The sequence below is a fragment of the Paucilactobacillus kaifaensis genome, from assembly GCF_005405145.1.
Lineage (GTDB): Bacteria > Bacillota > Bacilli > Lactobacillales > Lactobacillaceae > Paucilactobacillus > Paucilactobacillus kaifaensis.
This window is the reverse complement of the sequence record NZ_BJDM01000008.1, coordinates 1-26,181: the sequence shown is the minus strand read 5'-3', so window position 1 is coordinate 26,181 and position 26,181 is coordinate 1. Positions and strand designations below refer to the sequence as shown.

Sequence of the window (26,181 nt, the reverse complement as noted above, 5' to 3'; positions counted from 1 at the left end):
ACTACTATGAATGAAAAAATTTTAACAACTTTAGCCTTTGATCAAGTTAAGGATCAAATGAAAAGGTATTTGGTGACAGCAGCAGGAAAAAAAGAATTACAAATGTTGGAGCCACTAACAGAATTTGAACAGGTAAATCAATTGTTGACTGAAACAACGGATGGTGCAAACATCTTACGTTTGGTTGGACTAATTCCAGTGCCTCAACTTGATGACATTAGCACTCAGTTGAAACGCTTGAAAATTGACGCAACTTTGAGTGCTACCGAATTAGCCGCAATTGGGCGCGTTTTGCGTGCATCGGGAAGTGTCAAACTATTTTTCGATAAGTTGCGTCAGCAATCTGTTCCATTACAAACAATTATGAAATACATTGATGAGATTGTTACTATTCCAACAGTGACGAAGCGGTTGGTGATATCTATTGAAAATGATGGACATATTACTGATGAAGCCTCGTCTAAATTACATGGAATCCGGCAAAAAATTACCCAAACTGAAGCCCAAATACGCCAAAAGATGGAAGCATACACCCGGGGTAAGAATGCAAAGTATCTTAGTGATACTATTATTACTATGCGAAATGATCGTTATGTGATTCCTGTCCAGGCTAACTATCGAAGTCATTTTGGTGGGGTTGTTCATGACCAAAGTCAGACGGGACAAACGCTATTTATTGAACCACAGGATGTGATGGAGCTGAATAATCGGTTACGTCAAGCACAAATTGAGGAACGTCAAGAGGAAATCCACGTACTGGAGGATTTGTCTACTTTAATCACTCCATATCGAGCAGATATTGGGCACAATGAAACTATACTGGGTAAGCTGGATTTTATTAATGCAAAAGCACAATTTGCCCATGATAACCATGATACATTACCTATTTTAAATGAAGATAATCATGTTGATTTACGTCAGGCACGGCATCCGTTACTTGATATTAAAAAGGCAGTTGCTAACGATATTTCGATTGGATCCGACTACCAAGCAATTGTTATTACGGGTCCCAATACTGGTGGAAAAACGATTACTTTAAAGACATTAGGGTTAATTCAATTAATGGGACAGGCGGGACTTTATATTCCCGCTAATGAAGAAAGTACTATCGGTATTTTTTCTGATGTGTTTGCGGATATTGGGGACGAACAGTCCTTGGAGCAAAGTTTAAGTACTTTTTCAGCGCATATGGATAATACAATTTCTATTCTGCATCAAATTGATGCTCGTAGTTTGGTGTTGTTGGATGAAGTGGGTGCCGGAACCGATCCGAAAGAAGGAGCTGCTCTGGCAATGGCTATTCTTGATGCAATTGGTGCAAAGGGGAGTTTGGTCGTTGCAACAACTCACTATCCAGAGTTGAAAGTTTATGGTTATAACCGACCACAAACTACAAATGCTAGTATGGAATTCGACGCAACTACCTTGAAACCAACATACCGGTTATTGATGGGCATTCCAGGTCGATCAAATGCGTTGGAAATTGCTAGTCGGCTCGGACTTGACGAAGGAATTATTGCTGAAGCTAAGTCACTGACCAGCGAAGACAGCCAGGATTTGAACGACATGATTGGTGATTTGGTGGCCCAACGTAAGTTGGCACATGATCAAACAATCAAGTTGGAACAGGATTTGACTGCAGCACAAAAACTACATGATGAACTGACAACTAAACTAAAACAGTATGAAGAGCAAAAAGATAAGCTGATGCAACAGGCGCGTCAGGAAGCCAATCATACAGTTTCGGCTGCGCGGCAAAAAGCAGATAAAATTGTTGATCAACTGCGGATGCTACAGCGGCAGGGAGTTGAAGTTAAAGAAAATCAGCTAATTGATGCTAAAGGACAATTGAATGCACTACATGTTGAAGATCCTCGGTTGAAGCATAATAAAGTACTACAACGTGAGAAACGAAAGCATGATTTTGCAGTTGGAGATGCTGTGTTGGTTAAGTCGTATGGCCAATATGGTGAGTTAGTTCAAAAAAGAGGTCAATCAGACTGGGAAGTTCAATTAGGTATTTTGAAAATGCAGGTTAATGAACGAGACCTTGAGAAAGTAAGCCAAGACCAGAAATTAGCACAAGAAAGAACGGAAACAAAAAAGCGACCATTAATTCGAACAACGCAAACCAGGCAGGCAACTGCTCGACTAGACTTACGTGGGCACCGCTATGAGCAGGCAATGCAAGAGCTTGATCAGTTTATTGATCATGCAATTTTAAATAACCTCACGCCGGTTACCATTATTCATGGCAAGGGTACGGGTGCGTTGAGAAAAGGCACTCATGAATATTTGCAGAGCAATTCACGAGTCGCGTCATTTGAGTATGCTGCGCCAAACGCTGGTGGTGATGGGGCTACGATTGCTTATTTGCAATAGGTGACTTTTAGTAAGGCAAAATATTTTGTCTTTTTAAACTATTTTGATAGACTTGTTATTGTAAAGAGGAGGTAGAAACGATGGCAGTAGATGTAACAACAGATAAAACGTTTGAAGAAGATACAGGTAGTGGTGTAACATTGACAGATTTTTGGGCAACTTGGTGTGGTCCTTGTCGCATGCAGTCGCCAGTAGTTGAGCAGTTAGCTAAAGACATGGGTGATCAAGTTAAGTTTAATAAGATGGATGTTGATGAGAACCCAGCTACTGCACAAAAGTTTGGTATTATGAGTATTCCAACTTTATTAGTCAAAAAAGACGGACAAGTTGTGGATTCAATTGTGGGATACCATTCAAAGGAACAATTACAACAAATTTTGGGCCAATATTTATAAAATAAAAAAATGATAAGCAATTTACTTTTGCTTATCATTTTTTATTTTATTATTCTTCTGTTGTTTCTGGTGTGGGTGTTTCAATTTTTAAAAATTCAATGGCTTCTGTATCAAGGGAAGGATCTTTTAGATCAGATTGAACAGTTATTTGGACATTTCCTTTTTTTTGTTCAGTAATTTGTGCTTCGGTAATTGCGTTAGTCTGAAACTCAATTTGCTGGGCAATGAAACCGGCTTCCAGATTAAAATCAGGATGATTATTTTTCAAACGCTGTGCCACAATAGGTCCATCTAATAGCCAGACCTGTTGTTTAGCAGAACTTTTTTGTTTTGTTAGTTGGCCAAAGCCTAGTTGTTCAAAAATAAGTGTTAGCTGATCTGAATTTGAAACGGGAAATTGGTGGGCCAGATCTTTACCGGCCCAATATAAAATTCCACTAGTCTCATCTCCTAAAATGGACGGAATGAGAACATCGCGCAGTACTCCTTGATTTAAACCGGTGGCACTATGTAATAATTGATCATACATTAATTGAGACATAATTGGGCTCCTTTTTTGTAATCATAATTATTATACAGGTTTAAGATTTATCTGCCAGTTAAAAGTAATTAAAAATTAATGAATTAACTTGAAAAACAAGTGACTTAAGGCAATAATTAAGTTTCAGGTAAATTCGGAAGGATGATTAAATATGGATAACCGACCAATTGGGGTTATGGATTCTGGAATAGGCGGTTTGACAGCGGTCAAAGCCTTACAACAGCAATTACCAAATGAGTCAATAGAATTTGTGGGGGATCAAGCCAGGTTGCCTTATGGTGTCCGTTCAAGTGAAGAGATTCAGCTATTTAGTACACAAATTGCACAGTTTTTATTGCATCGAGATATTAAACTATTAATAATTGCTTGTAATACTGCAACTGCTGCTGCATTGCCATATTTACAGAATAGTTTACCAATTCCTGTAATTGGCGTAATTGAACCCGGTAGCGAAGCTGCATTGCGACTTCCAGCACACAAAGTTATTGGTGTGATCGGTACCAAAAAGACAATCGAAGATCAGGCCTATAGTGATACTATTCACCGGTTGGACTCATCGGTAAAAGTGATTGGTTTAGCTTGTCAGGAATTTGTTACGTTGGTGGAAGATGACTTGGCTGGTAGTCAGCAGGCCCAAGAAGAAGTAGCTGATAAATTAACGTTTTTCGATGGTCAAAATGTCGACGTTTTGATATTAGGCTGTACTCACTTTCCATTATTAGAAGATGAAATTAGCAATGTTATGGGAACAAGGGTGCCTTTGATTGATGCTGGCGCAGCTACTATTAGGAATGTTGAAGACTTACTTGTACGTAAAAACATGCTGGCTCAGCCAAATAAAGGCACAGCTCATTTTTATACAACTGGTAATCCAGAAAAGTTTAACGAGGTTGCTAGCAAGTGGTTAAATAACGAGCACTTAAAAATTGAAAAGATTGAGTTAGGTGATTAAACAGTGGCAGAAATTGTAATTGCAACTAACAATGCTAACAAAGCTCGCGAGTATCAGGCAATTTTAAAACCATTTAATCTTGAAATTAAAACGTTAGCTGATTTTTCACAGGATTTTGAAATTGATGAAAATGGAAATACATTTGCTGAAAATGCATTGATTAAAGCGCAAGCTGTGATTAATTCAACAAAATTACCAGTTATTGCTGATGACTCGGGCTTACTGGTAGATGCTTTAAATGGTGAACCTGGAGTGCACTCTGCGCGATATGCTGGTGATCATGACGACAAAGCAAATAATAATAAGTTACTGCAAAAATTGTTGGATGTTCCAATGAAAAAACGAACTGCTCATTTCAATACGACGTTGGTTGCCTTAAAGCCGTCAGGGCAAAAGCTAGTCGTAAGTGGTCAGTTAGATGGGCTTATTTTGCTTGAGCCAAAAGGAAACAATGGATTTGGTTATGATCCGTTATTTTATGTTCCTATGAAGAATCGTTCTTTGGCGGAAATGTCAGCAGTACAAAAAAATGAAATTAGTCATCGTGGTAAGGCAATGCGCAAGTTAATCGAGCAATTTCAAGAATGGTGGCGTGAAGCATGAAAATATTGGTTGTTAGTGATAATCATTTTGACCGGGATATTTTGGTAGCGCTTGATGCCAAATACTACGGTAATGTTGATTTGATGATTCACTGTGGTGATTCACAATTACCAGCAAGTGATAACTTATTTGAACATTTTGTTACTGTGCAGGGAAATAATGATTTCGATGATGCGCTACCGCAGCAAAAAATATTAAATCGAAATGATGACTGTATTTTGATAACACATGGCCATTTGCAAAATGTAAATACTACGATGACTAATTTGGAGCTTTTAGCACAAGAAAAGGAAGCTAATCTCGTTTTTTTTGGTCACACGCATAAATTAGGTGTTGTTATGAGCGAGGGAACATTATTTTTAAATCCTGGTAGCATTAGCTTACCCCGAGGAGAATTTACTTCAATTGGTGGAACGTATGCCATTGTAGATGTCACGCCAGAACAATTTAATGTGCAGTTTTACAACCGTCAATTTAAAGCGCTCAAAGAATTGTCATTTATTTTTCATCGACCTTGAGGATATGAAAAATGATTGAGGTTAACATTAAAGTTTAACAAATCTTAGTGACATGATTACAAAAATGGGTCTTTTTTAGATACAATTAAGCCAATGAAGGAGGAAACTATTTATGATTGATTCAGCGGTTAAACGAATGTTAACCGATCATCAAGAAAAGTTCTTAATCCCTGGCAGTGTGGTTGCCAATGTGATGAATACAAATAATTTGTACCATGCTTTTTTGGTATTAACTAAAGTGCGATATGCAAAGATTATTGTGCTTGATAAGGATGGCAAGTATCGTGGCTTATTATCCTTGCCGATGATTACAGAGCAAATGCTCGAAACTGAAAGCGTGGACGTTGAAAAATTAAAGCATATAAAAGTAGAACAGGTGATGCAAACTGATGCACCAACGATTGTAGATCCGTATGATGTTGAACAGAACTTGCATTTATTGACGGATCAACCATTTTTACCAGTCGTCGCTGAAAATGGAGATTTTACGGGGATTGTGACTCGACGTGAGATCTTTAAAGCAGTAAATCATCTTGCTCATGACATTGATGAGGAATATGATATTACAAGTAAACATTAAAAATAGATGAGTAGGGGAGATAGTATGGCAAAACTAGATGCACAAGCAATTATTGATTATATCGGCAATTCAGCGAAGAAAACACCTGTTAAGGTTTATGTTCGCGGGAATCTAAAGGACCTAATTTTTCCAGCAAATATTAGACCATTTGTGGAAGAAAATAGCGGGGTTATCTTTGGAGATTGGAAAGATGTAAAGCCGTTTTTGACCAATCACAAGGCTGAAATTGTTGATTTCGAAATTGAAAATGATCGCCGTAATTCTGGTGTGCCATTGTTAGACATGAAGGAAATCAACGCGCGTATTGAACCAGGTGCAGTGATTCGCGAGCAAGTATTAATTGGTGATAATGCTGTGATCATGATGGGCGCTCAGATTAATATTGGTGCTGAAATTGGTGCCAATACAATGATTGACATGGGTGCCGTTTTAGGTGGTAGAGCAATTGTTGGTCAAAACTGTCATATTGGTGCGGGCACTGTGCTTGCTGGTGTGGTAGAACCACCTTCGGCTACCCCCGTAATTGTGGAAGATGACGTTTTGATTGGTGCTAACTGTGTTGTTTTGGAAGGGGTTCATGTTGGAGCTGGAGCTGTCGTTGGGGCTGGAGCTGTGGTTACCAAGGATGTTGCGGCTAACACTGTAGTAGCCGGTGTTCCTGCAGTCAAAATTAAGGATATTGACGACAAGACTAAAAGTAAAACAGAGTTAATGGATGAATTACGTAAATTGTAGGATGGGTGGTTAAACAAATGATTTTGACAACTGAGGAATTATTAACCATTTATCGTCATCTACACCAATTTCCAGAGTTAGGGTTGGAAGAATTTAAAACTCACGATTATTTATTGTCAATAATCAAACAAATGCCGCAACAATATCTTAGTATTAAGGAAGTAGCAGCGTTACCGACTGCATTATTAGTTAAAGTTGCTGGTCAGTCACATGATAAAATGACAGGTTATCGAACTGATATTGATGCATTACCAGTGTCCGAGCAAACTGGGTTACCGTACAGCTCTAAAATTGAAGGAAAAATGCATGCATGTGGTCATGATATTCATATGACCGTGGCATTAGGTGTACTTAGCTACTTTGCTAATCACCAACCCAATAGTGATTTGGTCTTTATTTTTCAACCATCAGAGGAAAACCATAGTGGTGGAATGCAACTCTATCAAAGCGGTGCATTAGATGAATGGATGCCGGATGAGATTTATGCACTTCATGACAACCCACAATTACCTGCTGGTGCGATTGGTTGTTTAAATGGTACTTTATTTGCTGGGACTTGTGAAATTCATGTGGATTTCAACGGTAAAAGTGGTCATGCGGCTTACCCACATGATGCCAATGACATGGTGGTTGCAGCGAGTGCGTTTGTAATGCAAATTCAAACAATTGTGAGTCGCAGCGTCGATCCGATCGAAGGTGGCGTTGTTACACTAGGACATTTAAGTGCTGGTGAGACAGGCAATGTGATTGCGGGGCACGCGCATATTGATGGAACCATCCGTGCATTGACACAAGTCAATAATCAGCAGATGCAAAAGCGAGTCCGTGCAATCGCTCAGGGGGTCGCTTTAGCCTATGGTTGTGAAGTTTCGCTGCAATTGCATCAAGGTGGTTATCTGCCGGTTGAAAATAATGCTGCGATTACAGCTGACTTTATGGATTATATGCAGTCACAAAATGATGTTAATTTTGTTGAAACTAAACCAGCAATGACTGGTGAAGACTTCGGTTATCTAATTTCTAAAATTCCGGGTACTATGTTTTGGCTCGGCGTTGATAGTCCGTATTCATTGCACAGTGAAAAAATGGCACCAAACACAGACGCGATTGCTGCTGGAGTCGGTGCGATTACAGGTTATCTTGAACATCGTCTGGCAGAATAATTAGATTGATGAAAAAGTTAAAACGCAGGCTAGATAGTTAAAAAAGCAGGATCATGTCAGTGATGACAGGATCCTGCTTTTTAAGGTATTAATGTTATATTGGCTTGTCGAATTGCATCTAGGTAAGCTGATAAGAAAGCACTTCTTATTTTTTCTTGGGTTCCATTAGCTGTCATTAAAACAACTCGGTACACTAGGACATTATCTTGGTTGAGAGTGGGGCCAACAATATCAGGAGCTGTTTGTAATTCAGTAAATTGTGGTACTAAATCAGCATTAACCTGTTTTATTTGTTGCTTAAGTTGGGCCAATTCGGTTGTGGTACTAATTTTAATATCTATGAGGACACGCATGTTATTACGTGAAAAATTACTGACAATGGTAATGTTGCGATTGGGAATAAAATTAAGTGTTCCATCTGGGCTGGTTACTTGTGTAGTCCTAATTCCAAGGGCGGTGACAGTTCCTTTAATAGCCCCGATTGCAACTGTGTCACCAACATCTAGTTGTTGCTCCAGCAAAATAAAAAAGCCAGTCACGACATCGTTAACAAATCCCTGGGCACCTAAACCTAATGCGATACTAAATATTCCAGCACCGGCAATTAAGGTACCAACTGGAACCCCGATCAATGATAAAATGGCATATAAATAAAAGAAGAAGCAAGTGTAGCGAAAAATATTCAGACTCAAAGCATGAATTGTGTTCGTTCGGTTGGTCGTCAGTGGTGAACGACTGATATAACGCTTAAAGGCATGGTTGATAGTGAGACGACCAATCCAAATAATCAGGCCAAAAACAATGGTAATTACAAGTAGTAATAAAAACCGACTAGCAATATGTTCTCCAATTGTTTCCCAATCTATCTTAGTGAAATAACTGGTAAAACTTTGGGTTTGCTGGGTTAACTTTGAATTTAAAGTTGCTAATAATAATAATTGGTTCACTAAGTAAGACCTCCGAGTAAGATAACTGCACTTATTCTACCAAAAATCGGAGCTAACAACCAGACAACAAATAGGAAAACTATTTGTTTTAATTGCGGTTGACTAGTGGTCGTGATATGCTTAATTTACAAATACGTTAGCCACTCAAGGAGGTTTCGTTAAATGACTCTAGGACAAGTTGCTGGACTCATCGCTGCCATTGCGTTTTTAATTTTGGTGTTATTTATCGGTTATTTTTTGGTTCGATTAAGTACCACGCTAAAGGAAACAAACCGAAGTATCAATGTTTTAACCAATGATGCTGATGCGCTTAGCAAAGAAGTAGAAGTAATTTTGAGTAATGCAAACGAGCTGCTGGAAGATGTTAATCAAAAATCAGCGATCGTTGATCCTGCTTTTCAGGCGGTTGCTGACTTGGGAACAAGCGTGTCAGATTTAAATTCTGCAACCCGCAGGATTACTGACCGTTTTTCGGGCAATGCAAAGAAGACTGTAGGGGCAGGAATTGTAGCTTCGTTTGGTAGATCAGCAGTAAGTGGTTTTTGGCAACGTCACAAAAATAGAAAATTAAACAAATAGTTTTTAATAGAGAGGAAGATGGCAATGGCTAAAGGATTTTTGATTGGATTGACTCTTGGTGGAGTTGCTGCCGCTGCTGCAGCACATTACTTACTCACTGATGAACAAAAAGATCAGCTTAAACAAAAAGTTAGAGATACTAGCGCAAACTTAAAGGATCAAGTGATTGATTATGCGCTTTATGCTCAGGATGCGGCGGATGACTTAATTAGTAATGCGGACCAATATAAAGAAGATGCCCAATCTAAGGTACGGACAGCAAGCGAAAAATTAAAAGCACAAAAAGATCAAGTGGTCGACCATTTTAGCAATGATCATTTTGAGGAACAAACAGCATCAATTCGTGAACAATTAGCTTCTGCAGTTGAAAACGAAGATGATGTTTCAGATGATATTGTGATTGACAAAACTGATTCGGATGATGAAATTATCGATGCAGATGATCAATCTTAAAAGTATAAGTTGTATATAAAAACACCCCTTCAAAGATAAAGGGGTGTTTTTATATACAACTTATACTTTTGATTTAACCAACATAAGTTAATTCTTTTGGTGTATGTGTAAATGGTAGGCAGCCATCTGCAGTAATATGAACGCAGTCCTCAATTCGGACACCGGCAACACCGGGAATATAGATTCCTGGTTCAATAGAAAAACACATGCCAGGTTCCAATTGCATGGTGTTACCTTCCATAATGGATGGAAATTCGTGCTCACTCATTCCCATTCCATGACCTAATCTGTGGATGAAATAATCGCCGTAACCAGCTTTAGTGATGACGTCGCGAGCAATTTTATCTAATTGTTCTGCAGTCAAGCCAGGTTTAGCAGCAGCTTGGGCGGTTAACTGAGCTTCCAAACAAACCTTATAAATATCGGCCTGTTTATCATTTAATTTTCCGACAGCAACTGTTCTAGAAGCATCGCTAATGTACCCTTCAAAAACTGTCCCAAGGTCAAACAAAATTAGTTCATCACCAGTAATTTTATTTGCGGCAGTTGCCCCATGAGGTTCTGCAGCATGTGCACCTGCTTGAATCAAAGTCTCAAAACTCATCTGCATAATACCATGTTGTTTAAGGGCGTACTCCAATTGAGCAGCAACTTGTTGTTCGGTTTGTCCAATTTTAACGGCTTCAAATCCAGTTTTAAACGCAAAATCCGCCCATTTACCAGCTTCATTTAACTTCTCAATTTCATCTTGATTTTTGATTAGTCTTAATCGTTGAATTAATTCGGTCACATCCATATCAAAATGAGCTTTAGGAAATTGTTCAGTCAACGAGTTAAGCCGATCAATGGTCAACTGTGATTTTTCAATTCCCCAGTTTTTTGGATTGGAATTACGCTTAAAAACTTGATTGGCGATCATTTCAAATGGGTGCTCATGGTCTAAATATCCATAAACAGGGTATTTCCAACCAGTGTCTTTAATTGCTTCAACTTCTAGTGCTGGGGCAAATAAAAACGGATCTTGATCTGGAAATACAATCAAAGCTAAAATTCGCTCAATTGGATCGCTATTAAATCCTGTCAAGTATGTAATTGTCATAGGATCGCTCAAGTAGGCAGCGTCGAGTTCTTGGTCACTAACCCATTGTTGCACTTTTTCTAATTGTGTCATCTAACATCGCTCCTTCAATTGATTGGCACCAATTATAGCACAATTCTTGGCTTGAACCGAGTAGGCGAATAATCTTGTGGTTTGCGTTTTTGCTGGTAATCTGCTATATTAGCTGAGTTATGAAAGAATATGAAAACAAATCATATCAATGAAGAAAGGGCTTAAAACAATGGAAAAACAAACAGTTACAATATATGATGTTGCCAGAGAAGCAGCTGTTTCAATGGCCACAGTTTCACGAGTTGTCAATGGCAATCCTAATGTTAAACCAGCGACTAGAAAGAAGGTATTGGATGTCATCGATCGCTTGGACTACCGACCAAATGCGGTTGCTCGAGGGTTAGCTAGCAAAAAGACAACTACAATCGGAGTGATTATTCCAGATGTTACGAATGCTTATTTTGCAGAGTTGGCATTAGGAATTGATGATATTGCATCAATGTATAAGTATAATATCATTTTGGCTAATTCTGATGAAAATGGTAATAAAGAATTACAAGTGGTGAATACTTTATTGGCGAAACAAGTTGATGGTCTTATCTTCATGGGTAATCAAATGGGGGACGATTTAAAGCACGAATTTGAGCGCGCATCAATGCCAGTCGTTATTGCTGGTTCCGTTGACATCAAACAAGATTTACCAAGTGTCAGCATTGACTATGTTGCTGCAACTAAAGAAGCAGTGACTAATTTATTAAAACGCGGTAGCTCTAAAGTAGCGTTGGTAATTGGTCCTATGTCACAATCGATTAATCGCGATTATCGTTTGAAAGGTTATCGGCAAGCAATCGAAGAGTCTGGCAAACAATTTAATGATCAATTTGTGTACGAGACCAATAATTCATATAATACAGGATATGAACTAGCTGAAAAAATCCAAGAAAGTGGTGTCACTGCTGCTTTTGTTGGTGATGATGAATTAGCTGCAGGTTTGTTAAATGGCCTAACTGACCATGGAATTAAAGTTCCCGAACAATTTGAAATCACAACTGCTAACGACACTAAATATACGGAAATCACAAGGCCAAAAATGTCGTCAGTAACTCAGCCACTTTATGATATTGGTGCGGTGGCAATGCGTTTGCTAACCAAGTTAATGAATGGTGAAGAAGTGGATGAACGAAACGTGATTTTGCCCTATGGCTTAATAAAACGTGATTCTACCCGTTAATCGTATTTGTTCCGGAGGTGGTTAATTGGAGAGTCGACAAGTAAAGTTTAAAAGTAAAGTTCAATTAAGTAATCAAAAACACCACCGTAGCTTTAATTTAATTGGAATAATTGTTGCAACTGTTTTTTTGATGGCGCTAATTTTTAATGGCACAATATTCAATCAGAATTTTGTTGCTCGTGAAATTAGTAAATCGTCTATTAGTACCACTATTGTCACTAATGTTAATCAGGAGTTATCACAATATGGTCTTCCAGACAATATAATGACCAAAAAGGAAGCTAATCGTTTAGTCAAGACTTCTGTAAAGCAAGTTTATGCTGGCAATGAAATCAAATTGAATTTAAATCCAGTTTTTACTAGGGCAGAAAAGTTGATTGATCAAGATTTATCAGGTTTAGGTGTTAGCACAAGTCAGTTACCAACTGCAATTACAAGCACTGTCAAAACCAAAATTAATGAAGCTATCACGCAGCAAATAAATACAGCCCGGGTCAAGGAAATTTCTAGTAAATTACTGATGGCAAAAAAAACCACAACAATGGTGTTGGTTCTAAGTACAATTATCTTGATATTATTGCTGATATGGGCGTTGATGCGGCATCATTTGATTGCTTCATTGAGCTGGATTTTAATAATTAGTTCATTGTTAGCCCTGGCCCTTATTAAGGCAATGATGGTATTCTTGAATAGCTTGGTTGAGAGTTCATCTTATTTGAGCACTTTAAGTAGTCAGGCAATTCAGGATTTAGGCCATTTTGGTAATGGATTGGCACTGACTTTATTAATTGTTGGAGCCATCTTGTTAGGCTTACGCAGGGTGTTCAGAGGATAGACACAGGCGTACATGCTTGATTTATAGATGGAGATTTGATATTATTTTTATTGGTCTGAAAAGGCTAAAATTCACTAATTACGGAAAAGAGGAGTTCGACATGTCAGGACATTCTAAATGGCATAATATTCAAGGACGTAAAAACGCCCAAGATGCCAAGCGTGGCAAAATTTTTCAAAAGATTTCACGTGACTTGTATCAAGCCGCTAAAGCAGGTGATCCTGATCCCGCGAATAACCCTCAACTACGTTTGGTGATGGATAAAGCGCGTGGTGCTAACATGCCTAAAGATAATGTGCAACGTGCAATTGATAAGGCAACTGGTGCTGGTGGCGCCAAGTTTGATGAAATTACTTATGAAGGGTATGGGCCTGGCGGTATTGCTGTAATGGTATCGGCACTGACTGATAACAAGAACCGTACTGCTGCTGCAATTCGTTCAGCGTTTACTCATTCCGGTGGTGCACTTGGTGCAACTGGTTCTGTGTCATATATGTTTAACCGTCGCGGCTATATTGTTATTTTACGTGATGGATTAGACACTGATGAAGATACAATGTTAATGGATGCTTTAGATGCTGGCGCTGAAGATATGAATGCTGAAGATGAAGCATTCGAAATTTTCACTGCTCCAAGTGATCTAGTTAGCGTTCGTGATGCATTACAAGAAAAAGGATACGATCTGGATACAGCAGAAGTAACGATGTTACCAGAAAATACTACTGAGGTACCGGCAGATAAAGTTTCACAGTATCAACATCTCATTGATGAATTAGAAAGTAATGATGATGTTGCTGATGTATATGAAGCTGGAGTAGTTTCAGATGAAGATTAATTAATTGATTATGAATGATCCAAACATCAAATTGATGTTTGGGTCTTTTTTTTCGTGAAATTGTTTTTTCTTTCGCGTATTTAATAGTTAGTGGGGGGAGGTTTTTATGATTAGTTCAGAAAAGTTTTCGGGTTATATTTTGCAATGTGTTGAAAGTCAATCGTCTGATTTGTATATTTTGCCGACTAATAAGGGATATAAAATAATGCTCAATTCACAAATTCAGTTAACAACGGTCGATCAGGTGACAAAAGAGGAGGGAAATAAATTAATTACGTATTTAAAGTATCGTGCTAACATGGCTGTTAGCGAACATCGTCGGCCTCAGGTTGGAGCCATTTTATGGCAAGTAAATAAGCAAGCAATCAATCTACGACTTTCAAGTGTTGGAGATTTTCAGGGAAATGAGTCCTTAGTAATTCGATTTATCTATCCTTTGGGACAGTTAAGAGGTCAGCAACTAGTGTCACAACAGTGGCCCCAGTTAGAACAGATTATTAGCCGCCGTGGATTGGTGTTATTTTCAGGACCAATGGGTTCAGGAAAAACGACTACTATGTACCAACTAGCAAAAAATTGTTGCCAATCACAAATTGTAATGACAATCGAAGATCCTGTTGAAATCCAAGAACCAAATTTTATTCAGTTACAAGTTAATGAGCGAGCACAAATGGATTACGAACAGTTATTAAAAGTTGGACTACGCCATCGACCAGATGTTTTCATTATTGGAGAAATTAGAGACACCATGACTGCTAATATGGCGGTTAAGGCGGCATTAAGTGGTCATTTGGTGATGGCTACCATTCATTCCCGAAATACATTTGGAGTAATTAATCGAATGTTGCAACTAGAGGTTGATGCTAGTTATTTAGAACAGGTAATTCAAGGAGTGTGTTATCAAAGACTGTTGCCAACAACTGATAGTCAGTTTGCGGTACTCTATGATTTGCTTAGCGAATCTCAGTTACAAATGGCATTTGAAAAAAACAATTTGGGAACAATGACAACTGAATGGGGGCGGCATCTTGATCAATGCAGTCAAGAAAATAAAATTACCAGGACAACGGCAAATAAATATCAATGGGGGTAAACTCAAAACCAGAGAACAGGCAGGATGGTTCTCATTGTTGTCTGATTTGTTGAAAGTTGGGTTTTCAATGCATCAGGCAATTAGTTTCTCACAGACTTTGATGCCTGAGCATGCCAAAATGTTAGTGGCAGTTGATCATCAAATGACACAGGGTGCTAACTTTGCGGACAGTTTACGGCAGTATGTTAGTCGAGATATTTATTATCAATTAAAAATAGCTGAACAGCATGGTAATTTGCAGCAGACAATTGCTCGATTAGGAAACTTTCTAAATTTGAAAGTTCAACAACAGTTAAAATTAAAAACGCTGTTACGATATCCTGTAATATTATTAGGACTTTTGGGACTATTATTGCTGGCATTAAAAGTATTAGTTTTTCCTGAGTTGGCTGTTTGGCAAAATGACCAGGGCATTGGGACTGGAAAGTTATCTTTTTTGCCATGGTTGTGGGGTGGGCTTGCTATGGTAGTGATCGGGCTGATACTACTGACATTATTTAGATGGATGAAAACTTCAACGATGAATCGAGTGAATTTACTTTGCCAATTGCCTGTAATTGGTAAAAGTTATCGTCAATATTATGGCTATTATTTAGTAACTAATTTTGCTTTGCTGTTGCAAAATGGAATGGGGATTAAGTCAGTTTGTCAACTGGTGCAACAATTTGATGAAACATCGTTATTGCATCAGTTGGGAGAAGTGCTGGACCAGTCATTAAATAGTGGGCAGAGTCCGAATCAATTAATTAAACAGTATCCTTATCTACCACATGAATTAATAATATTTATGAATAAGGGTGAATCAATTTTAGAATTAGGCAATGAACTAGATGTTTTTTCACGAATGTTATTTAAGCGTTTAATTCAATCAATTGAACGTTTATTAACTCTGGTGCAGCCACTACTATTTGGAGTGATAGCAATCGTGATTATTGGGATGTATTTAAGAATCATGTTACCAATTTATCAGTCAATGAAAGGAATTTATTAGTCATGAAGAAAATTAAAAACAGTATTAAAAGTAAGCAGCGTAAAGGTTTTACGCTATTAGAAATGTCAGTCGTACTATTTATAATTAGTCTCTTAGTGTTAATCATATTACCCAATTTAGCGGCACAGCGGAAACATGCTTCTGGTGTCCATCGAAATGCAATGGTATCGGTTGTTCAAACTCAAATTGATTTATATGAAAATGAAACTGATGACAATAAAGTTGATTTTGAAACGTTGCAACAAAAAGATTATCTGACAAAGGATCAAGTTGCCAAAGCCCAAAGGGAACACATTAAAATAGTGGGTGACAAAGCAACAGCTGGTAATGAATAAAAATAAGGGATTTACATTATTAGAGACTTTAATTGTCTTAGGGTTGGTAAGTTTGATGTTTGGGTTTGGTGCAGTGCAATTAAGACAGGTTGCTGCTGCAAGTCAGGAACGACATTTTTGGCAAAGCTTACGGCAAAATTGGCAAGCTAGCCAGGTGCGAGCACGAGGAAATGATAAAGGCACGGACATAAATTATTTACCGTCAAGACGTGCAATCAGGTTTAGTTGGACAGATCAACATATTATTCCAAGACATAATGATGTTGTTATTCCTAAAACTATTCAGGTTATTAGTTTTGCAAAATTGAAAATGTTACCGAATGGCTATGTTAAGGCCCGAACGCAAAAATTTCGTTCGAATTTAACAAATCAAAATTATGATATGAAGATTCAGTTGGCCTGGGGAGGTTTTTACGTTGAAATTGAAAAATAGTGGTTTCGTGTTGGCTGACAGCATTGTTGCGTTGATAATATTAAGCATTGTAATTACTTGGTACTGTATTAATGAACATCAACTACAGTCACAGCTCTGGCATGCCAAACAAGAACTTATTATTGCAAGAATTGCAAAGGAGGCCTCTGATCAATTTTTGATTAATCATGAGAAACGTCAATTCACCCAGAATGGATATTCAGTTGTGGTTAATGAACGGGCAGTAAGAGTTAACCAAAATGATAAATTACTGTTAACGGTGGCACGATGAAAAAAAGTGGCTTTACTTTAATCGAGTGTATTTTAGCCTTGCTAATTACTTCAATGGTAGCTATGCTAATTGGATTATTTTTACATTCATTTCAAAAAAACGATCATCAAACGATTGATGAATCGGCTCAATGGTACCTTTTTTTGCGGGAATTAGAATCACCAACCCATCAATTTCAATTAATGAGTTGTTCGGATCATCGCTTGATGTTAAATAGCCCGATTAGTGTGAAATATTACCAATTAAATGGAAAAAGTACACACCTGTATTTGAGCCTACAAGAAAATGGCGGTGGTTATTTACCGCTATTGGACCGTGTCAAAGATTTTCATGCGCAACAAATTTCTGACCGACAAGTTGAACTTAAAGTGGAAACTTTAAGTGGTCATAAATATGATAATATTGTCATTTTCAATAAATTTATGGGAGAAAACAATGAATAGACAACCTGCTTATGCATTGCTAAGCGTTTTAATTGTAATGACGGTGACGACGACTATTGAATTGTATCGCTACCGACAGTATAGCGAACAACGTCAGATCTATTCTAAATTACAAAATGAATTACTGTGCCAAACAATGATTAATCTTAAATCTGATAAAAAGCAGATTAATAAATTTAATACCGGAGTCGTTACACGTAAGAATTCAGAGCAGGTACAGGCGAAATTAACAAATGGATTTGTATTTTCAGCTAATCAAAGTCCTCAGGGTTCTTGAATTCGATTGTGAAAATCTGTAAACTAGTGGGGTGAATGAAAATAGTGAGATTGGAGTGAAGGCAAACTGGCACAAGAAAAAATAGAGCCATTATTTAAATTATTTGATGAGTCAACAACCATTTTACAGCAAGCGGTTTCAAACTCATACTTGGATGCTTTCATTGAAAATGCCGATAATTTGATCGATGATGGAAACGTTCAAATTGAAGATGGCAAGCCCGATCAACAAGCGGCAAAAAAATTGCAGGCGATCTACCAGACGATTAATTTAAAAAATGTTACCCCTGAGGAAATTCGCACGGTCGTACAGTTAATCATGCTTAAAGCAATTAAACAAGATGCAATTCAGTCTAATCATCAAATGACTCCTGATACGATTGGCATTTTGATGGCTTATTTACTGGAAAAGGTTAGTCATTTTACTAAGCCATTTTCAATTTTTGATTTAAGCGTTGGAACTGGCAATTTATTGACAACTGTAATGAATCATTTGCATAGTGTAACTAAGTTGAAAGTCCATGGTTATGGGATTGATAATGACGACTCCATGCTAGCAGTTGCTAGTATCAATACAACATTGCAGCATCAAGACATTGATCTATATCATCAAGATGCGATTGATTCACTTGATATTCCACAAAGCGAACTGGTTGTTTCTGATTTACCAGTAGGTTATTATCCTTTGGATGATAATGTTGCTAACTATGAAACTCGCGCCAACAAGGGCCATTCTTATGTTCATCATCTATTGATTGAACAGGCAATGAATTATCTTAAGCCTGGTGGGTTTGGGGCATTTTTGGTTCCTAGCAGTTTGTTTCAATCGAGTGAATCTAAGCAGTTTGTTGAGTGGATTCAAAAACACGCCCATTTACAAGGTCTTATCAACCTACCTAGTGAGTTATTTCAAACTAAACAAGCGCAAAAATCGATTTTGTTATTGCAACGACAGGGGCCTAATAGTAAACAAGCAACCAAAGTATTATTAGGAGAATTTCCATCGTTTAAAAATAAAGCTGAATTTGCTTCATTTATGCAGGAAATTGATCGTTGGGTAGCCACAAATTTAAGCGTCTAAAGGAGAAGTAAAGTATGTCAAAAACTATTGCTATTAATGCTGGAAGTTCTACGTTAAAATTTCAATTATTTGAAATGCCAAGTGAAGAGGTAATTGCCAAAGGTGTTATCGAGCGAATCGGAATGGATGATGCGATTGTTTCGATAAAATATGGTGACGGCAAGAAGTTTAATCAAACTATGTCAATTAAGGATCATGAAGTAGCAATTAACTTTCTTTTGAAACAATTACTTGATCTATCAATAATCAGTGATTTTAGTGAAATCACAGGTGTTGGACATCGCGTGGTTGCTGGTGGTGAGTATTTCAAAGATTCCGTAGTTATTGACGACGATGTCATTGCTAAAATTGATGAATTAGCTGATTATGCTCCTTTACACAATCCAGCAAACTTGACTGGAATTAAAGCATTTCGTAAGATCTTGCCAAACGTGACTTCAGTGGCAGTCTTTGATACTTCTTTCCATCAAACAATGCCAGAAGTTAATTATATGTATAGTGTTCCTTATGAATGGTATGAGAAGTATGGAGCTCGTAAATATGGTGCACATGGTACTAGCCATCGCTATGTTTCTAATCGAGCTGCTGAATTGGTCGGCAAGCCATTAAAAGATCTAAAAATGATTACTCTTCATTTAGGTGCTGGAGCCTCAATTACGGCAATCAAAGATGGCAAGTCATTTGATACGTCGATGGGATTTACCCCACTAGCCGGTGTTACAATGGCTACTCGTTCTGGGGATGTCGATGCTTCTTTAGTGTCGTGGATGCAAGGTAAGTTGAAAATTTCAGATCCAGAAGAAATGATTGATATTTTAAATCATAAATCTGGGTTAGTAGGCGTTTCTGGTGTATCTGCAGACATGCGTGATCTAGAAAAAGTGATGGATACTAATCATCGTGCTAAATTAGCTCGAGATATTTGGATCAATAGAGTTATTCGTTATATTGGCCAATATGTTGCTGAAATGAATGGACTTGATGTATTAGTATTCACTGCTGGTGTTGGTGAAAATGATATTGGCATTCGTCAAAGTGTAGCAGACGGGTTATCATATTTTGGAGTTGGAATTGATCCTGAAAAAAATAATATCCGTGGAGTTGAGCGTGATTTGAGTACTAATGATGCTACAGTTAAAACGTTATTAGTACCAACAGACGAAGAATTAATGATCGCCCGTGATGTTGAAAGATTAAAAAAATAGTAAAATGAGATATAATGAGAGTCAGATTAATATTTAATCTGATTCTTTTTTATTTGAACTGAATCGAAGGGGACTTAACATGCGGTTTATTACAGCAGATACACATTTTTTTCATGAGAGTTTACTTGGCAAAACTGACTTTGCAATTCGGCCCTATGCCAATGTTGAGCAAATGAATCAGGACATTATTGATCATTGGAATGAACGGGTAGAGGACAAAGATACGGTTTATCATCTGGGCGATATTGCACTTTATTTTACTCATCCAGCTATTAAATCAAATGAGGCTGTTTTATCAGTTTTAAAACAGTTAAATGGTCATTTGGTGTTGATCAAAGGAAACCATGATAGCCGTGAATTATTTAAATTTCTTGATCAGAACAATTATTTGCTCAACGATAAACCAAAATTTGAGTTTCATGATGTGGGTGTATTATTCAAGTATGATCACCGGCAATATTATTTAACTCATTATCCAATGATGCTTGGGATTGCACCGCAAATAATTAATTTGCATGGCCATATTCATCATTATGCGGTTCCGGCCAAAGAAAACATCAATGTTGGGGTTGATACGCCAGAGACCGCGTATTTAGATTATCATTTGCCATTTGGAGCACCCCTTTCATTAGCAGATATTGAGCAAATGGTTGATGGAAAAAAAGTCGATTTTGATAAACGTCGTTAATTGTGATAATTACATGTAAGTAGTGTGCCGGAGGTTTTTGATGAGCGAAAAAATTACGATTTTACATACAAACGATCTACATTCACATTTTGAGAACTGGCCCAAAATTAGACGATATCTAAAAATGCAGCAAAAAGCCTTGAGTGGTGCAGACAGCAGTGTGCTGACGTTTGATTTAGGGGATGCGATGGATCGTGTTCATCCACTTAGTGAAGCAACGGACGGACAGGCAAACGTTGAATTAATGAATCAGATTGGCTACGATGCAGTTACAATTGGCAATAATGAAGGGTTGGGTAACACCAAAAAGCAATTGGAGCAATTGTATCAACATGCCAACTTCGATGTTGTTTTGGGTAATTTGCTAGATCAAAAAAATGGACAACAGCCTGATTTTGCCCAACAATTTAAGATTATTACGACTGCAACTGGAACGAAAGTCGCCATTTTAGGTTTAACAGCGCCGTTTACTTTGACTTATCCACTAGAGGGGTGGCAGCCAATTGATGTGTTCGAGGCGATTCCACATTTATTGGACAAAATTGAGGGTCAATACGATGTGTTAGTTTTATTGTCCCATTTGGGAATTACGGTTGATGAAAAGATTGCAACTAATTTTCCGGAATTTAATGTTATCATCGGAAGTCATACACATCATTTGCTAGAACACGGTAAACGCGTGGGGCAATCATTACTTGCTGCTGCGGGAAAGTATGGACAGTATATTGGTAAAATTGATTTAGAGTTAGAGGATCATAAAGTTTCTGCTGCTCAGGCACGAGTGACTGTCACAGAGCACTTACCTAGTGAGCCTACAGACTTGGATGAGATCGATGAGTACCGACGAACTGGTGAGAAATTATTGACCGATCAACAGATAGCAAAAATACCGAACGCATTATCGGTTGATTTTGAAAATGATCTTAGTTTAGTTGGTTGTGGGCTAGATGCTATTAGAGAAGCTACGAATACTAATCTCGCTATGTTAAATACGGGATTATTTTTAACTGGTTTGGATGAAGGAATTGTGAATCGCGATCAATTGCATAAGATGTTGCCACATGCAATGCACGTAATGACAGTAACTTTATCTGGGTCTAATTTAATTAGACTGGTTCGAGAAATTGAAAAAAATAGAGGCTTTTTACGCCGTTTTCCATTAAAGGGTATGGGCTTTCGCGGCAAAATATTTGGAGAAATTCATTATGCAGGACTGGAGTTTAATCAAAAAACTAAGCAGGTGACAAGCAACCACCAGCCAATTGACATCTTTGGTCAATATACATTGGCCACATTAGACCACTATCTATTTATTCCTTTTTTTCCAACGATTGAGATCGCAGGGAATAATAAATTAATGTATAATAAGTTTTTCAGGGACGTAGTTGGCAGTTATTTAATGAAACATTTTCCAATTTAAAATAGGATTGAAAGGGGGCTTTAAGATGGATCGAGAAAAAATGAAACAGTTAATTGCCGAGAGGCAAGAACAACGGGCTGATATTTTTAAAGTTGAGCGAGAAGACGAAACAGCATTTACGATTAATGGTCACCAGTATCAGTTGGTGGCTAATTATCGGGATGCTTTTGATACTGATAAATTGGGAGAACGATTTAGTACGATTTTGAGTAAGTATGATTATATCGTTGGTGATTGGGGCTTTGAACAGTTAAGATTAAAAGGATTTTATGCGGCAAACAATGCGAATGCTCAAAAAAATCAAATGGTTGACACAATTCAAGATTATCTTTATGAGTATTGTAATTTTGGTTGTGCCTATTTTGTGATTCAGAATTTAGATGTTAGGACACCTAAAGAACGTACAAGTCATCATAATAAGGCTAAACATAACTCACAGAATCGAACACAGACTGAGTCAAAACGTCCTAAACGACCGACAAATATAAATAATAGAAAAAAACAGGTTAATCATAATCGTAATCGAGCAAGTGAACCACAAATCAGAGAACGCCAAACAAAGGTCAATCCTGTTCCTGTTAGTGAACGTAAAAATCAGACTGCGGTTCGAACAGATAATAAGCGGTCGCAAAACCAGCGCTTTGTAATTCGGCATAAATAGTTAAGGAGTATTTGGGATGCATTATCAAGGGTACTTTATCGATTTGGATGGAACAACCTACAAGGGGACAACTACTATTCCAGCTGCAGCTAGATTCGTACAACGGCTGCAGGAATTAAATAAAAAAGTAATGTTTGTTACCAATAATAGTACACGAACACCGCAATTTGTCGCGAATAACTTACGTCAGAATCATAACATTACAGTTGATCAAAGTAATATTTACACTACGGCGTTAGCAACGGCTGATTATTTGGACCAGCGTGCGAATCAAGCTCATCGTAAAGTTTATGTGGTTGGAGAGATTGGACTGAAGAATGCGCTGTTGAATGTTGGATTTTCATTTGATGAAGAGCAGCCTGATTATGTAGTGGTTGGCCTTGACTCAGATGTAACTTACCATAAGTTGGAATTAGCTGTATTGGCTATTCGTAATGGTGCTACGTTTATTGGTACCAATGCAGATAGTAATTTACCAAATGAACGAGGCATGGTTCCAGGAGCTGGGTCATTGGTTAAATTGGTGGAGTATGCAACTCAACAAAAACCAGTTATGGTTGGTAAACCAGAAAAAATTATTATGCAAATGGCTTTGAAAAAGCTCGGATTGTCCAAAGAACAGGTAGTGATGGTTGGTGATAACTATCATACTGATATCAAAGCAGGAATTAATGTTGGCATGGATACTTTACTTGTGTATACGGGTTTATCCAAGCGTAATGAAGTAGCACACGAAGAAATATTGCCAACTTATCAGGTGGATACTTTAGATGAATGGGATCTTAGCAAACATTAAATATTATCTAGTGGCAATACTAACGGGGAGCATTATGGTGCTCTTTTTCATTAGTATGGCCATTTTTATTACATTAAATATAACCCCGATTATGGTGTATTTATCACACCATGAAATCTTTGGTATCACCCACGCCCAAGTTATGTCCGATTACTGGCGATTGATGAGTTATCTACAGATACCAGGTGGGTCATTACATTTTAAATTTGTTGCAATTTCTGTATCAGGTCAACAACACTTTAGTGACGTAAAAAACTTATTTTTGCTAAACGAGATTGTGCTGGTCTTGAGTGGATTTGCTGGTAGCATACTTTTGTGGAATAAAAAAAAGAAACATCAACTTTGGCAATTGATGTTTCCGCTGCAAGGATTAATCGTGGGCGTTCCAATACTCTTCACAATATTAGCAATTAATTTTAATCATTATTTTGTTGTATTTCATAAGTTAGTATTTAGTAACAATGATTGGCTATTTGATCCAGTAACGGATCCGATTATTAATGTCTTAGACGAAACATTTTTTACCCAAACGCTGTTGTTGTTTGTTATTTTACTTGAAGTCGAATTGGTCAGTTTATATTTAATCAGCAAACATCAATCTAGCTCATCTGTGTGAGAAGAAAATCAAGAGCGAATTAATCCCACAACTGCCGGAATTAAAGTAACTACGATGATTGCTAAAATAATTACAGAAAAATGATCCTGGACAAATGGTAAGTTACCAAAGAAATAACCACACAGAGTACAAATTAAAACCCAAGAGATGCAGCCCATTAGGCTGAAACGAATGAAACTATGATACGCGAAACCAGATCCAGCAGCTACAAAAGGTGCAAAGGTACGAATGATTGGCATATAGCGGGCAAGTATGATTGCGGGAGCCCCATGCTTTTCGAAAAATTGTTCGGACCTGGCCAGGCTCTTTTTATCAATTAATTTTCCAAACAATGAGTGGCTTGATAGTGTTTTACCTACTTTTTGACCAATCAAAAAGTTTAGAGAGTCACCAGCTATGCAGGCAATTAAAAATAAAATAAAAAAGACACTGAAGCTCAAGTTGTATTTGGGATTTGCTGCTAAAGCACTAGCTGCAAACAATAGCGAGTCCCCAGGAAGAAAGGGTAAGATTACGGCACCGGTTTCTACAAAAACAATTGCAAATAGGATCAAATAGGACCAATTACCAAAAGTGTTAACAATTGAGATTAGGTGTGCGTCGATATGAATGATAAAATCGATTAATGTTTCCAATAGTTTGCTCCTTTAAATTAGTATGAAAGATATTTGTAATTAGTAGATTTTAGCGAAAGCGATCATCTTGATCGATAGGATCCTTGTGTGCCATTCTACTTGCGGCAGCTGCCGCAATTGCTCCAACTAAGTCGTCAAGGAATGTGTGCACCTCTCCTTGCTTATGGGCATTTAGTTTGGTTAAAATTCCAGGCTTTATTTTATCGATGTAGCCGTAGTTGGTGAAGCCAATTGAGCCATAAACATTTACAATTGATAACGCCAGGGTCTCATCAACACCATATAGACTCTCATCTTTATCTAACATTGATTGGAGTGGTTCGAAAAGTTCGTTTTTTTCGGTCATTATATCTAGTTGAATACCAGTAATGATGGCGTTTTGAACTTCACGTTTACTTAAAACAGCATCCACATTTTCTTTACATTGGTTAGTTGTAATTCCTACAACATAGTCCTTTTGGAGAAAATAGACTAATTCACTAATATCATCAATTGTTACACCACGGTTGTTTAGTAGGGCAACAGTCTGCTCGCGCAGAGGAGTATCTTTTTTTACCAACTCAAATTCCTCCTATATTCAAAATACGACACATAGTATATCATATTTAACTGATCCACAGTAGTTATGTTATTGATAAGACAGGTAGTGTTTTAGCGTTTAACCATGTTGCTTTACTTGCTTAGACGACGAAGCTATAATGAGATAATCAAGAGAGATTTGAGGGGAAAACTTTGACAAAAGTAGCAGGTACAATCGTAATCAGTAACTCTAAAAGTACAACTTTTCTAGTTACGGGTGAGGCACCATATCATTTTTTATCTATTGAAAGTGAAAAGGAACATGCAACTGTCTTAGCAACAATGCTTGAATATTTAAAGAATTCAGTTGGCGTTGATACAGACTGCTTAAGATTGGAAGAACTATCAATGGTCAAAGGAGATAATAAACAGACTTTGTTTGTCTTCTCCATCCATGATCACGAAGGTAGTGTTGTTACGGCATGTCAACGTATCAAAGGCCTTAAGTTTGTTGAGGTTGATCAGCTACAACATCTATTTCAAACAATTGAAATGGATACTGCTCCTTTTTTTGATTAATTTTTTTAAATTCGGCCTTGACCGAGCTGAATTTTATTGCTATGATATTTGTTGTCGCAAAGGATAAGTTAATTAATTGAATGAATTAAGTTGAACTTTAATGAGAGCAAAATGAATATTTATTCATTTTTAAAAAATTAAATTGACACTTGATTGACATGATGATATTATATAACAGTTGTCTTGCGGCAACAAAGTAGACCTTTGAAAACTGAACAAAGTTTCGACAAATCAAATGTGTAGGGTCCTTAAACCTTCGGGTTTAAGGCAAGAAACATT

33 protein-coding genes are annotated in these 26,181 nt (G+C 37.5%); 28 read left to right on the top strand and 5 right to left on the bottom strand.

The window, feature by feature from the left end; all coding sequences use genetic code 11:
* Positions 1-6: 6 nt before the first annotated feature.
* Positions 7-2,382, top strand: coding sequence for an endonuclease MutS2 (locus FFM51_RS04880; RefSeq protein WP_137597518.1), 2,376 nt, complete (start codon positions 7-9; stop codon positions 2,380-2,382).
* A gap of 80 nt (positions 2,383-2,462) precedes the next feature.
* Positions 2,463-2,777, top strand: a complete 315-nt coding sequence (gene trxA / locus FFM51_RS04875; RefSeq protein WP_137597517.1) for a thioredoxin — start codon at positions 2,463-2,465, stop codon at positions 2,775-2,777.
* 49 nt (positions 2,778-2,826) lie between these two features.
* On the opposite strand, the gene FFM51_RS04870 is transcribed toward trxA, so the two are convergent.
* Positions 2,827-3,318: a YslB family protein gene (locus FFM51_RS04870; protein ID WP_137597516.1), complete on the bottom strand. Its 492-nt coding sequence runs from the start codon at positions 3,316-3,318 to the stop codon at positions 2,827-2,829.
* Between the two features lie 151 nt (positions 3,319-3,469).
* Here FFM51_RS04870 and murI point away from each other — a divergent pair, with 151 nt between their 5' ends.
* From murI to FFM51_RS04840, 6 genes are all read left to right on the top strand, one after another.
* The gene (gene murI, locus FFM51_RS04865; protein ID WP_137597515.1) at positions 3,470-4,270 is read left to right on the top strand and encodes a glutamate racemase; all 801 of its coding nucleotides are present in this window, start codon (positions 3,470-3,472) and stop codon (positions 4,268-4,270) included.
* 3 nt (positions 4,271-4,273) lie between these two features.
* Positions 4,274-4,873: an XTP/dITP diphosphatase gene (locus tag FFM51_RS04860; protein WP_137597514.1), complete on the top strand. Its 600-nt coding sequence runs from the start codon at positions 4,274-4,276 to the stop codon at positions 4,871-4,873.
* Positions 4,870-5,391 carry a metallophosphoesterase gene (locus FFM51_RS04855; protein ID WP_137597513.1) on the top strand — a complete coding sequence of 174 codons (522 nt, stop codon included), beginning with the start codon at positions 4,870-4,872 and terminating at the stop codon, positions 5,389-5,391. Before FFM51_RS04860 ends, FFM51_RS04855 begins: the two co-directional genes overlap by 4 nt.
* Positions 5,392-5,503: 112 nt before the next feature.
* A complete protein-coding gene (gene cbpB / locus FFM51_RS04850) occupies positions 5,504-5,971 on the top strand; it encodes a cyclic-di-AMP-binding protein CbpB (RefSeq protein WP_137597512.1) in 468 nt (155 codons plus the stop codon).
* A gap of 24 nt (positions 5,972-5,995) precedes the next feature.
* Complete coding sequence (gene dapD / locus FFM51_RS04845) at positions 5,996-6,706, top strand: 2,3,4,5-tetrahydropyridine-2,6-dicarboxylate N-acetyltransferase (protein WP_137597511.1); 711 nt, start codon at positions 5,996-5,998, stop codon at positions 6,704-6,706.
* A gap of 17 nt (positions 6,707-6,723) precedes the next feature.
* A complete protein-coding gene (locus FFM51_RS04840; protein WP_137597510.1) occupies positions 6,724-7,869 on the top strand; it encodes an N-acetyldiaminopimelate deacetylase in 1,146 nt (381 codons plus the stop codon).
* Between the two features lie 80 nt (positions 7,870-7,949).
* Here FFM51_RS04840 and FFM51_RS04835 read toward each other — a convergent pair whose 3' ends face one another.
* Positions 7,950-8,816: a mechanosensitive ion channel family protein gene (locus FFM51_RS04835; protein WP_137597509.1), complete on the bottom strand. Its 867-nt coding sequence runs from the start codon at positions 8,814-8,816 to the stop codon at positions 7,950-7,952.
* A 162-nt stretch (positions 8,817-8,978) separates the two neighbouring features.
* Between FFM51_RS04835 and FFM51_RS04830 the strand changes: the two genes are divergently transcribed.
* Positions 8,979-9,395: a DUF948 domain-containing protein gene (locus FFM51_RS04830; protein ID WP_137597508.1), complete on the top strand. Its 417-nt coding sequence runs from the start codon at positions 8,979-8,981 to the stop codon at positions 9,393-9,395.
* A 24-nt stretch (positions 9,396-9,419) separates the two neighbouring features.
* On the top strand, positions 9,420-9,848 hold the full coding sequence (locus tag FFM51_RS04825; RefSeq protein WP_137597507.1) for a YtxH domain-containing protein: 429 nt from the start codon (positions 9,420-9,422) through the stop codon (positions 9,846-9,848).
* A gap of 73 nt (positions 9,849-9,921) precedes the next feature.
* On the opposite strand, the gene FFM51_RS04820 is transcribed toward FFM51_RS04825, so the two are convergent.
* Entirely contained in the window at positions 9,922-11,019 is a 1,098-nt protein-coding gene (locus FFM51_RS04820) for a M24 family metallopeptidase (RefSeq protein ID WP_137597506.1), read from the bottom strand.
* Positions 11,020-11,188: 169 nt separating this feature from the next.
* On the opposite strand from FFM51_RS04820, the gene ccpA reads away from it, so the two are divergent.
* The 17 genes from ccpA (at position 11,189) to FFM51_RS04735 (ending at position 24,169) form a co-directional block, all read left to right on the top strand.
* Positions 11,189-12,190 (top strand): catabolite control protein A, encoded by a 1,002-nt coding sequence (ccpA, locus tag FFM51_RS04815; protein ID WP_137597505.1) that lies wholly within the window; start codon positions 11,189-11,191, stop codon positions 12,188-12,190.
* A gap of 25 nt (positions 12,191-12,215) precedes the next feature.
* A complete protein-coding gene (locus FFM51_RS04810) occupies positions 12,216-13,025 on the top strand; it encodes a hypothetical protein (protein WP_137597504.1) in 810 nt (269 codons plus the stop codon).
* A gap of 100 nt (positions 13,026-13,125) precedes the next feature.
* Complete coding sequence (locus tag FFM51_RS04805; RefSeq protein WP_137597503.1) at positions 13,126-13,860, top strand: YebC/PmpR family DNA-binding transcriptional regulator; 735 nt, start codon at positions 13,126-13,128, stop codon at positions 13,858-13,860.
* A 106-nt stretch (positions 13,861-13,966) separates the two neighbouring features.
* The gene (comGA, locus tag FFM51_RS04800) at positions 13,967-14,953 is read left to right on the top strand and encodes a competence type IV pilus ATPase ComGA (RefSeq protein ID WP_137597502.1); all 987 of its coding nucleotides are present in this window, start codon (positions 13,967-13,969) and stop codon (positions 14,951-14,953) included.
* Complete coding sequence (gene comGB, locus FFM51_RS04795; RefSeq protein WP_137597501.1) at positions 14,889-15,944, top strand: competence type IV pilus assembly protein ComGB; 1,056 nt, start codon at positions 14,889-14,891, stop codon at positions 15,942-15,944. The genes comGA and comGB overlap by 65 nt, the downstream gene beginning before the upstream one ends.
* A gap of 2 nt (positions 15,945-15,946) precedes the next feature.
* On the top strand, positions 15,947-16,279 hold the full coding sequence (gene comGC / locus FFM51_RS04790; protein WP_137597500.1) for a competence type IV pilus major pilin ComGC: 333 nt from the start codon (positions 15,947-15,949) through the stop codon (positions 16,277-16,279).
* Positions 16,272-16,712, top strand: coding sequence for a prepilin-type N-terminal cleavage/methylation domain-containing protein (locus FFM51_RS04785; RefSeq protein ID WP_137597499.1), 441 nt, complete (start codon positions 16,272-16,274; stop codon positions 16,710-16,712). Before comGC ends, FFM51_RS04785 begins: the two co-directional genes overlap by 8 nt.
* On the top strand, positions 16,696-16,983 hold the full coding sequence (locus FFM51_RS04780; protein ID WP_137597498.1) for a hypothetical protein: 288 nt from the start codon (positions 16,696-16,698) through the stop codon (positions 16,981-16,983). The genes FFM51_RS04785 and FFM51_RS04780 overlap by 17 nt, the downstream gene beginning before the upstream one ends.
* Positions 16,980-17,426 (top strand): competence type IV pilus minor pilin ComGF, encoded by a 447-nt coding sequence (locus tag FFM51_RS04775; RefSeq protein WP_137597497.1) that lies wholly within the window; start codon positions 16,980-16,982, stop codon positions 17,424-17,426. Before FFM51_RS04780 ends, FFM51_RS04775 begins: the two co-directional genes overlap by 4 nt.
* The gene (locus FFM51_RS04770; RefSeq protein WP_137597496.1) at positions 17,419-17,703 is read left to right on the top strand and encodes a hypothetical protein; all 285 of its coding nucleotides are present in this window, start codon (positions 17,419-17,421) and stop codon (positions 17,701-17,703) included. The genes FFM51_RS04775 and FFM51_RS04770 overlap by 8 nt, the downstream gene beginning before the upstream one ends.
* A 66-nt stretch (positions 17,704-17,769) precedes the next feature.
* On the top strand, positions 17,770-18,783 hold the full coding sequence (locus tag FFM51_RS04765; protein ID WP_349720520.1) for a class I SAM-dependent methyltransferase: 1,014 nt from the start codon (positions 17,770-17,772) through the stop codon (positions 18,781-18,783).
* A gap of 14 nt (positions 18,784-18,797) precedes the next feature.
* On the top strand, positions 18,798-19,988 hold the full coding sequence (locus FFM51_RS04760; RefSeq protein WP_137597495.1) for an acetate/propionate family kinase: 1,191 nt from the start codon (positions 18,798-18,800) through the stop codon (positions 19,986-19,988).
* A 79-nt stretch (positions 19,989-20,067) separates the two neighbouring features.
* Positions 20,068-20,676: a metallophosphoesterase family protein gene (locus tag FFM51_RS04755; protein ID WP_137597494.1), complete on the top strand. Its 609-nt coding sequence runs from the start codon at positions 20,068-20,070 to the stop codon at positions 20,674-20,676.
* 40 nt (positions 20,677-20,716) lie between these two features.
* Entirely contained in the window at positions 20,717-22,096 is a 1,380-nt protein-coding gene (locus FFM51_RS04750; protein ID WP_137597493.1) for a bifunctional metallophosphatase/5'-nucleotidase, read from the top strand.
* A gap of 25 nt (positions 22,097-22,121) precedes the next feature.
* Positions 22,122-22,757 (top strand): YutD family protein, encoded by a 636-nt coding sequence (locus FFM51_RS04745; protein ID WP_137597492.1) that lies wholly within the window; start codon positions 22,122-22,124, stop codon positions 22,755-22,757.
* Positions 22,758-22,773: 16 nt separating this feature from the next.
* Positions 22,774-23,553, top strand: a complete 780-nt coding sequence (locus tag FFM51_RS04740) for a TIGR01457 family HAD-type hydrolase (protein WP_137597491.1) — start codon at positions 22,774-22,776, stop codon at positions 23,551-23,553.
* Complete coding sequence (locus FFM51_RS04735) at positions 23,528-24,169, top strand: TIGR01906 family membrane protein (RefSeq protein ID WP_137597490.1); 642 nt, start codon at positions 23,528-23,530, stop codon at positions 24,167-24,169. Before FFM51_RS04740 ends, FFM51_RS04735 begins: the two co-directional genes overlap by 26 nt.
* An 8-nt stretch (positions 24,170-24,177) precedes the next feature.
* On the opposite strand, the gene FFM51_RS04730 is transcribed toward FFM51_RS04735, so the two are convergent.
* Positions 24,178-24,804, bottom strand: a complete 627-nt coding sequence (locus FFM51_RS04730; protein ID WP_137597489.1) for a VTT domain-containing protein — start codon at positions 24,802-24,804, stop codon at positions 24,178-24,180.
* A 49-nt stretch (positions 24,805-24,853) separates the two neighbouring features.
* A complete protein-coding gene (locus tag FFM51_RS04725) occupies positions 24,854-25,363 on the bottom strand; it encodes a phosphatidylglycerophosphatase A family protein (RefSeq protein WP_137597488.1) in 510 nt (169 codons plus the stop codon).
* Positions 25,364-25,536: 173 nt separating this feature from the next.
* Between FFM51_RS04725 and FFM51_RS04720 the strand changes: the two genes are divergently transcribed.
* The gene (locus FFM51_RS04720) at positions 25,537-25,902 is read left to right on the top strand and encodes a hypothetical protein (RefSeq protein ID WP_137597487.1); all 366 of its coding nucleotides are present in this window, start codon (positions 25,537-25,539) and stop codon (positions 25,900-25,902) included.
* The last annotated feature ends 279 nt before the right edge of the window (positions 25,903-26,181 follow it).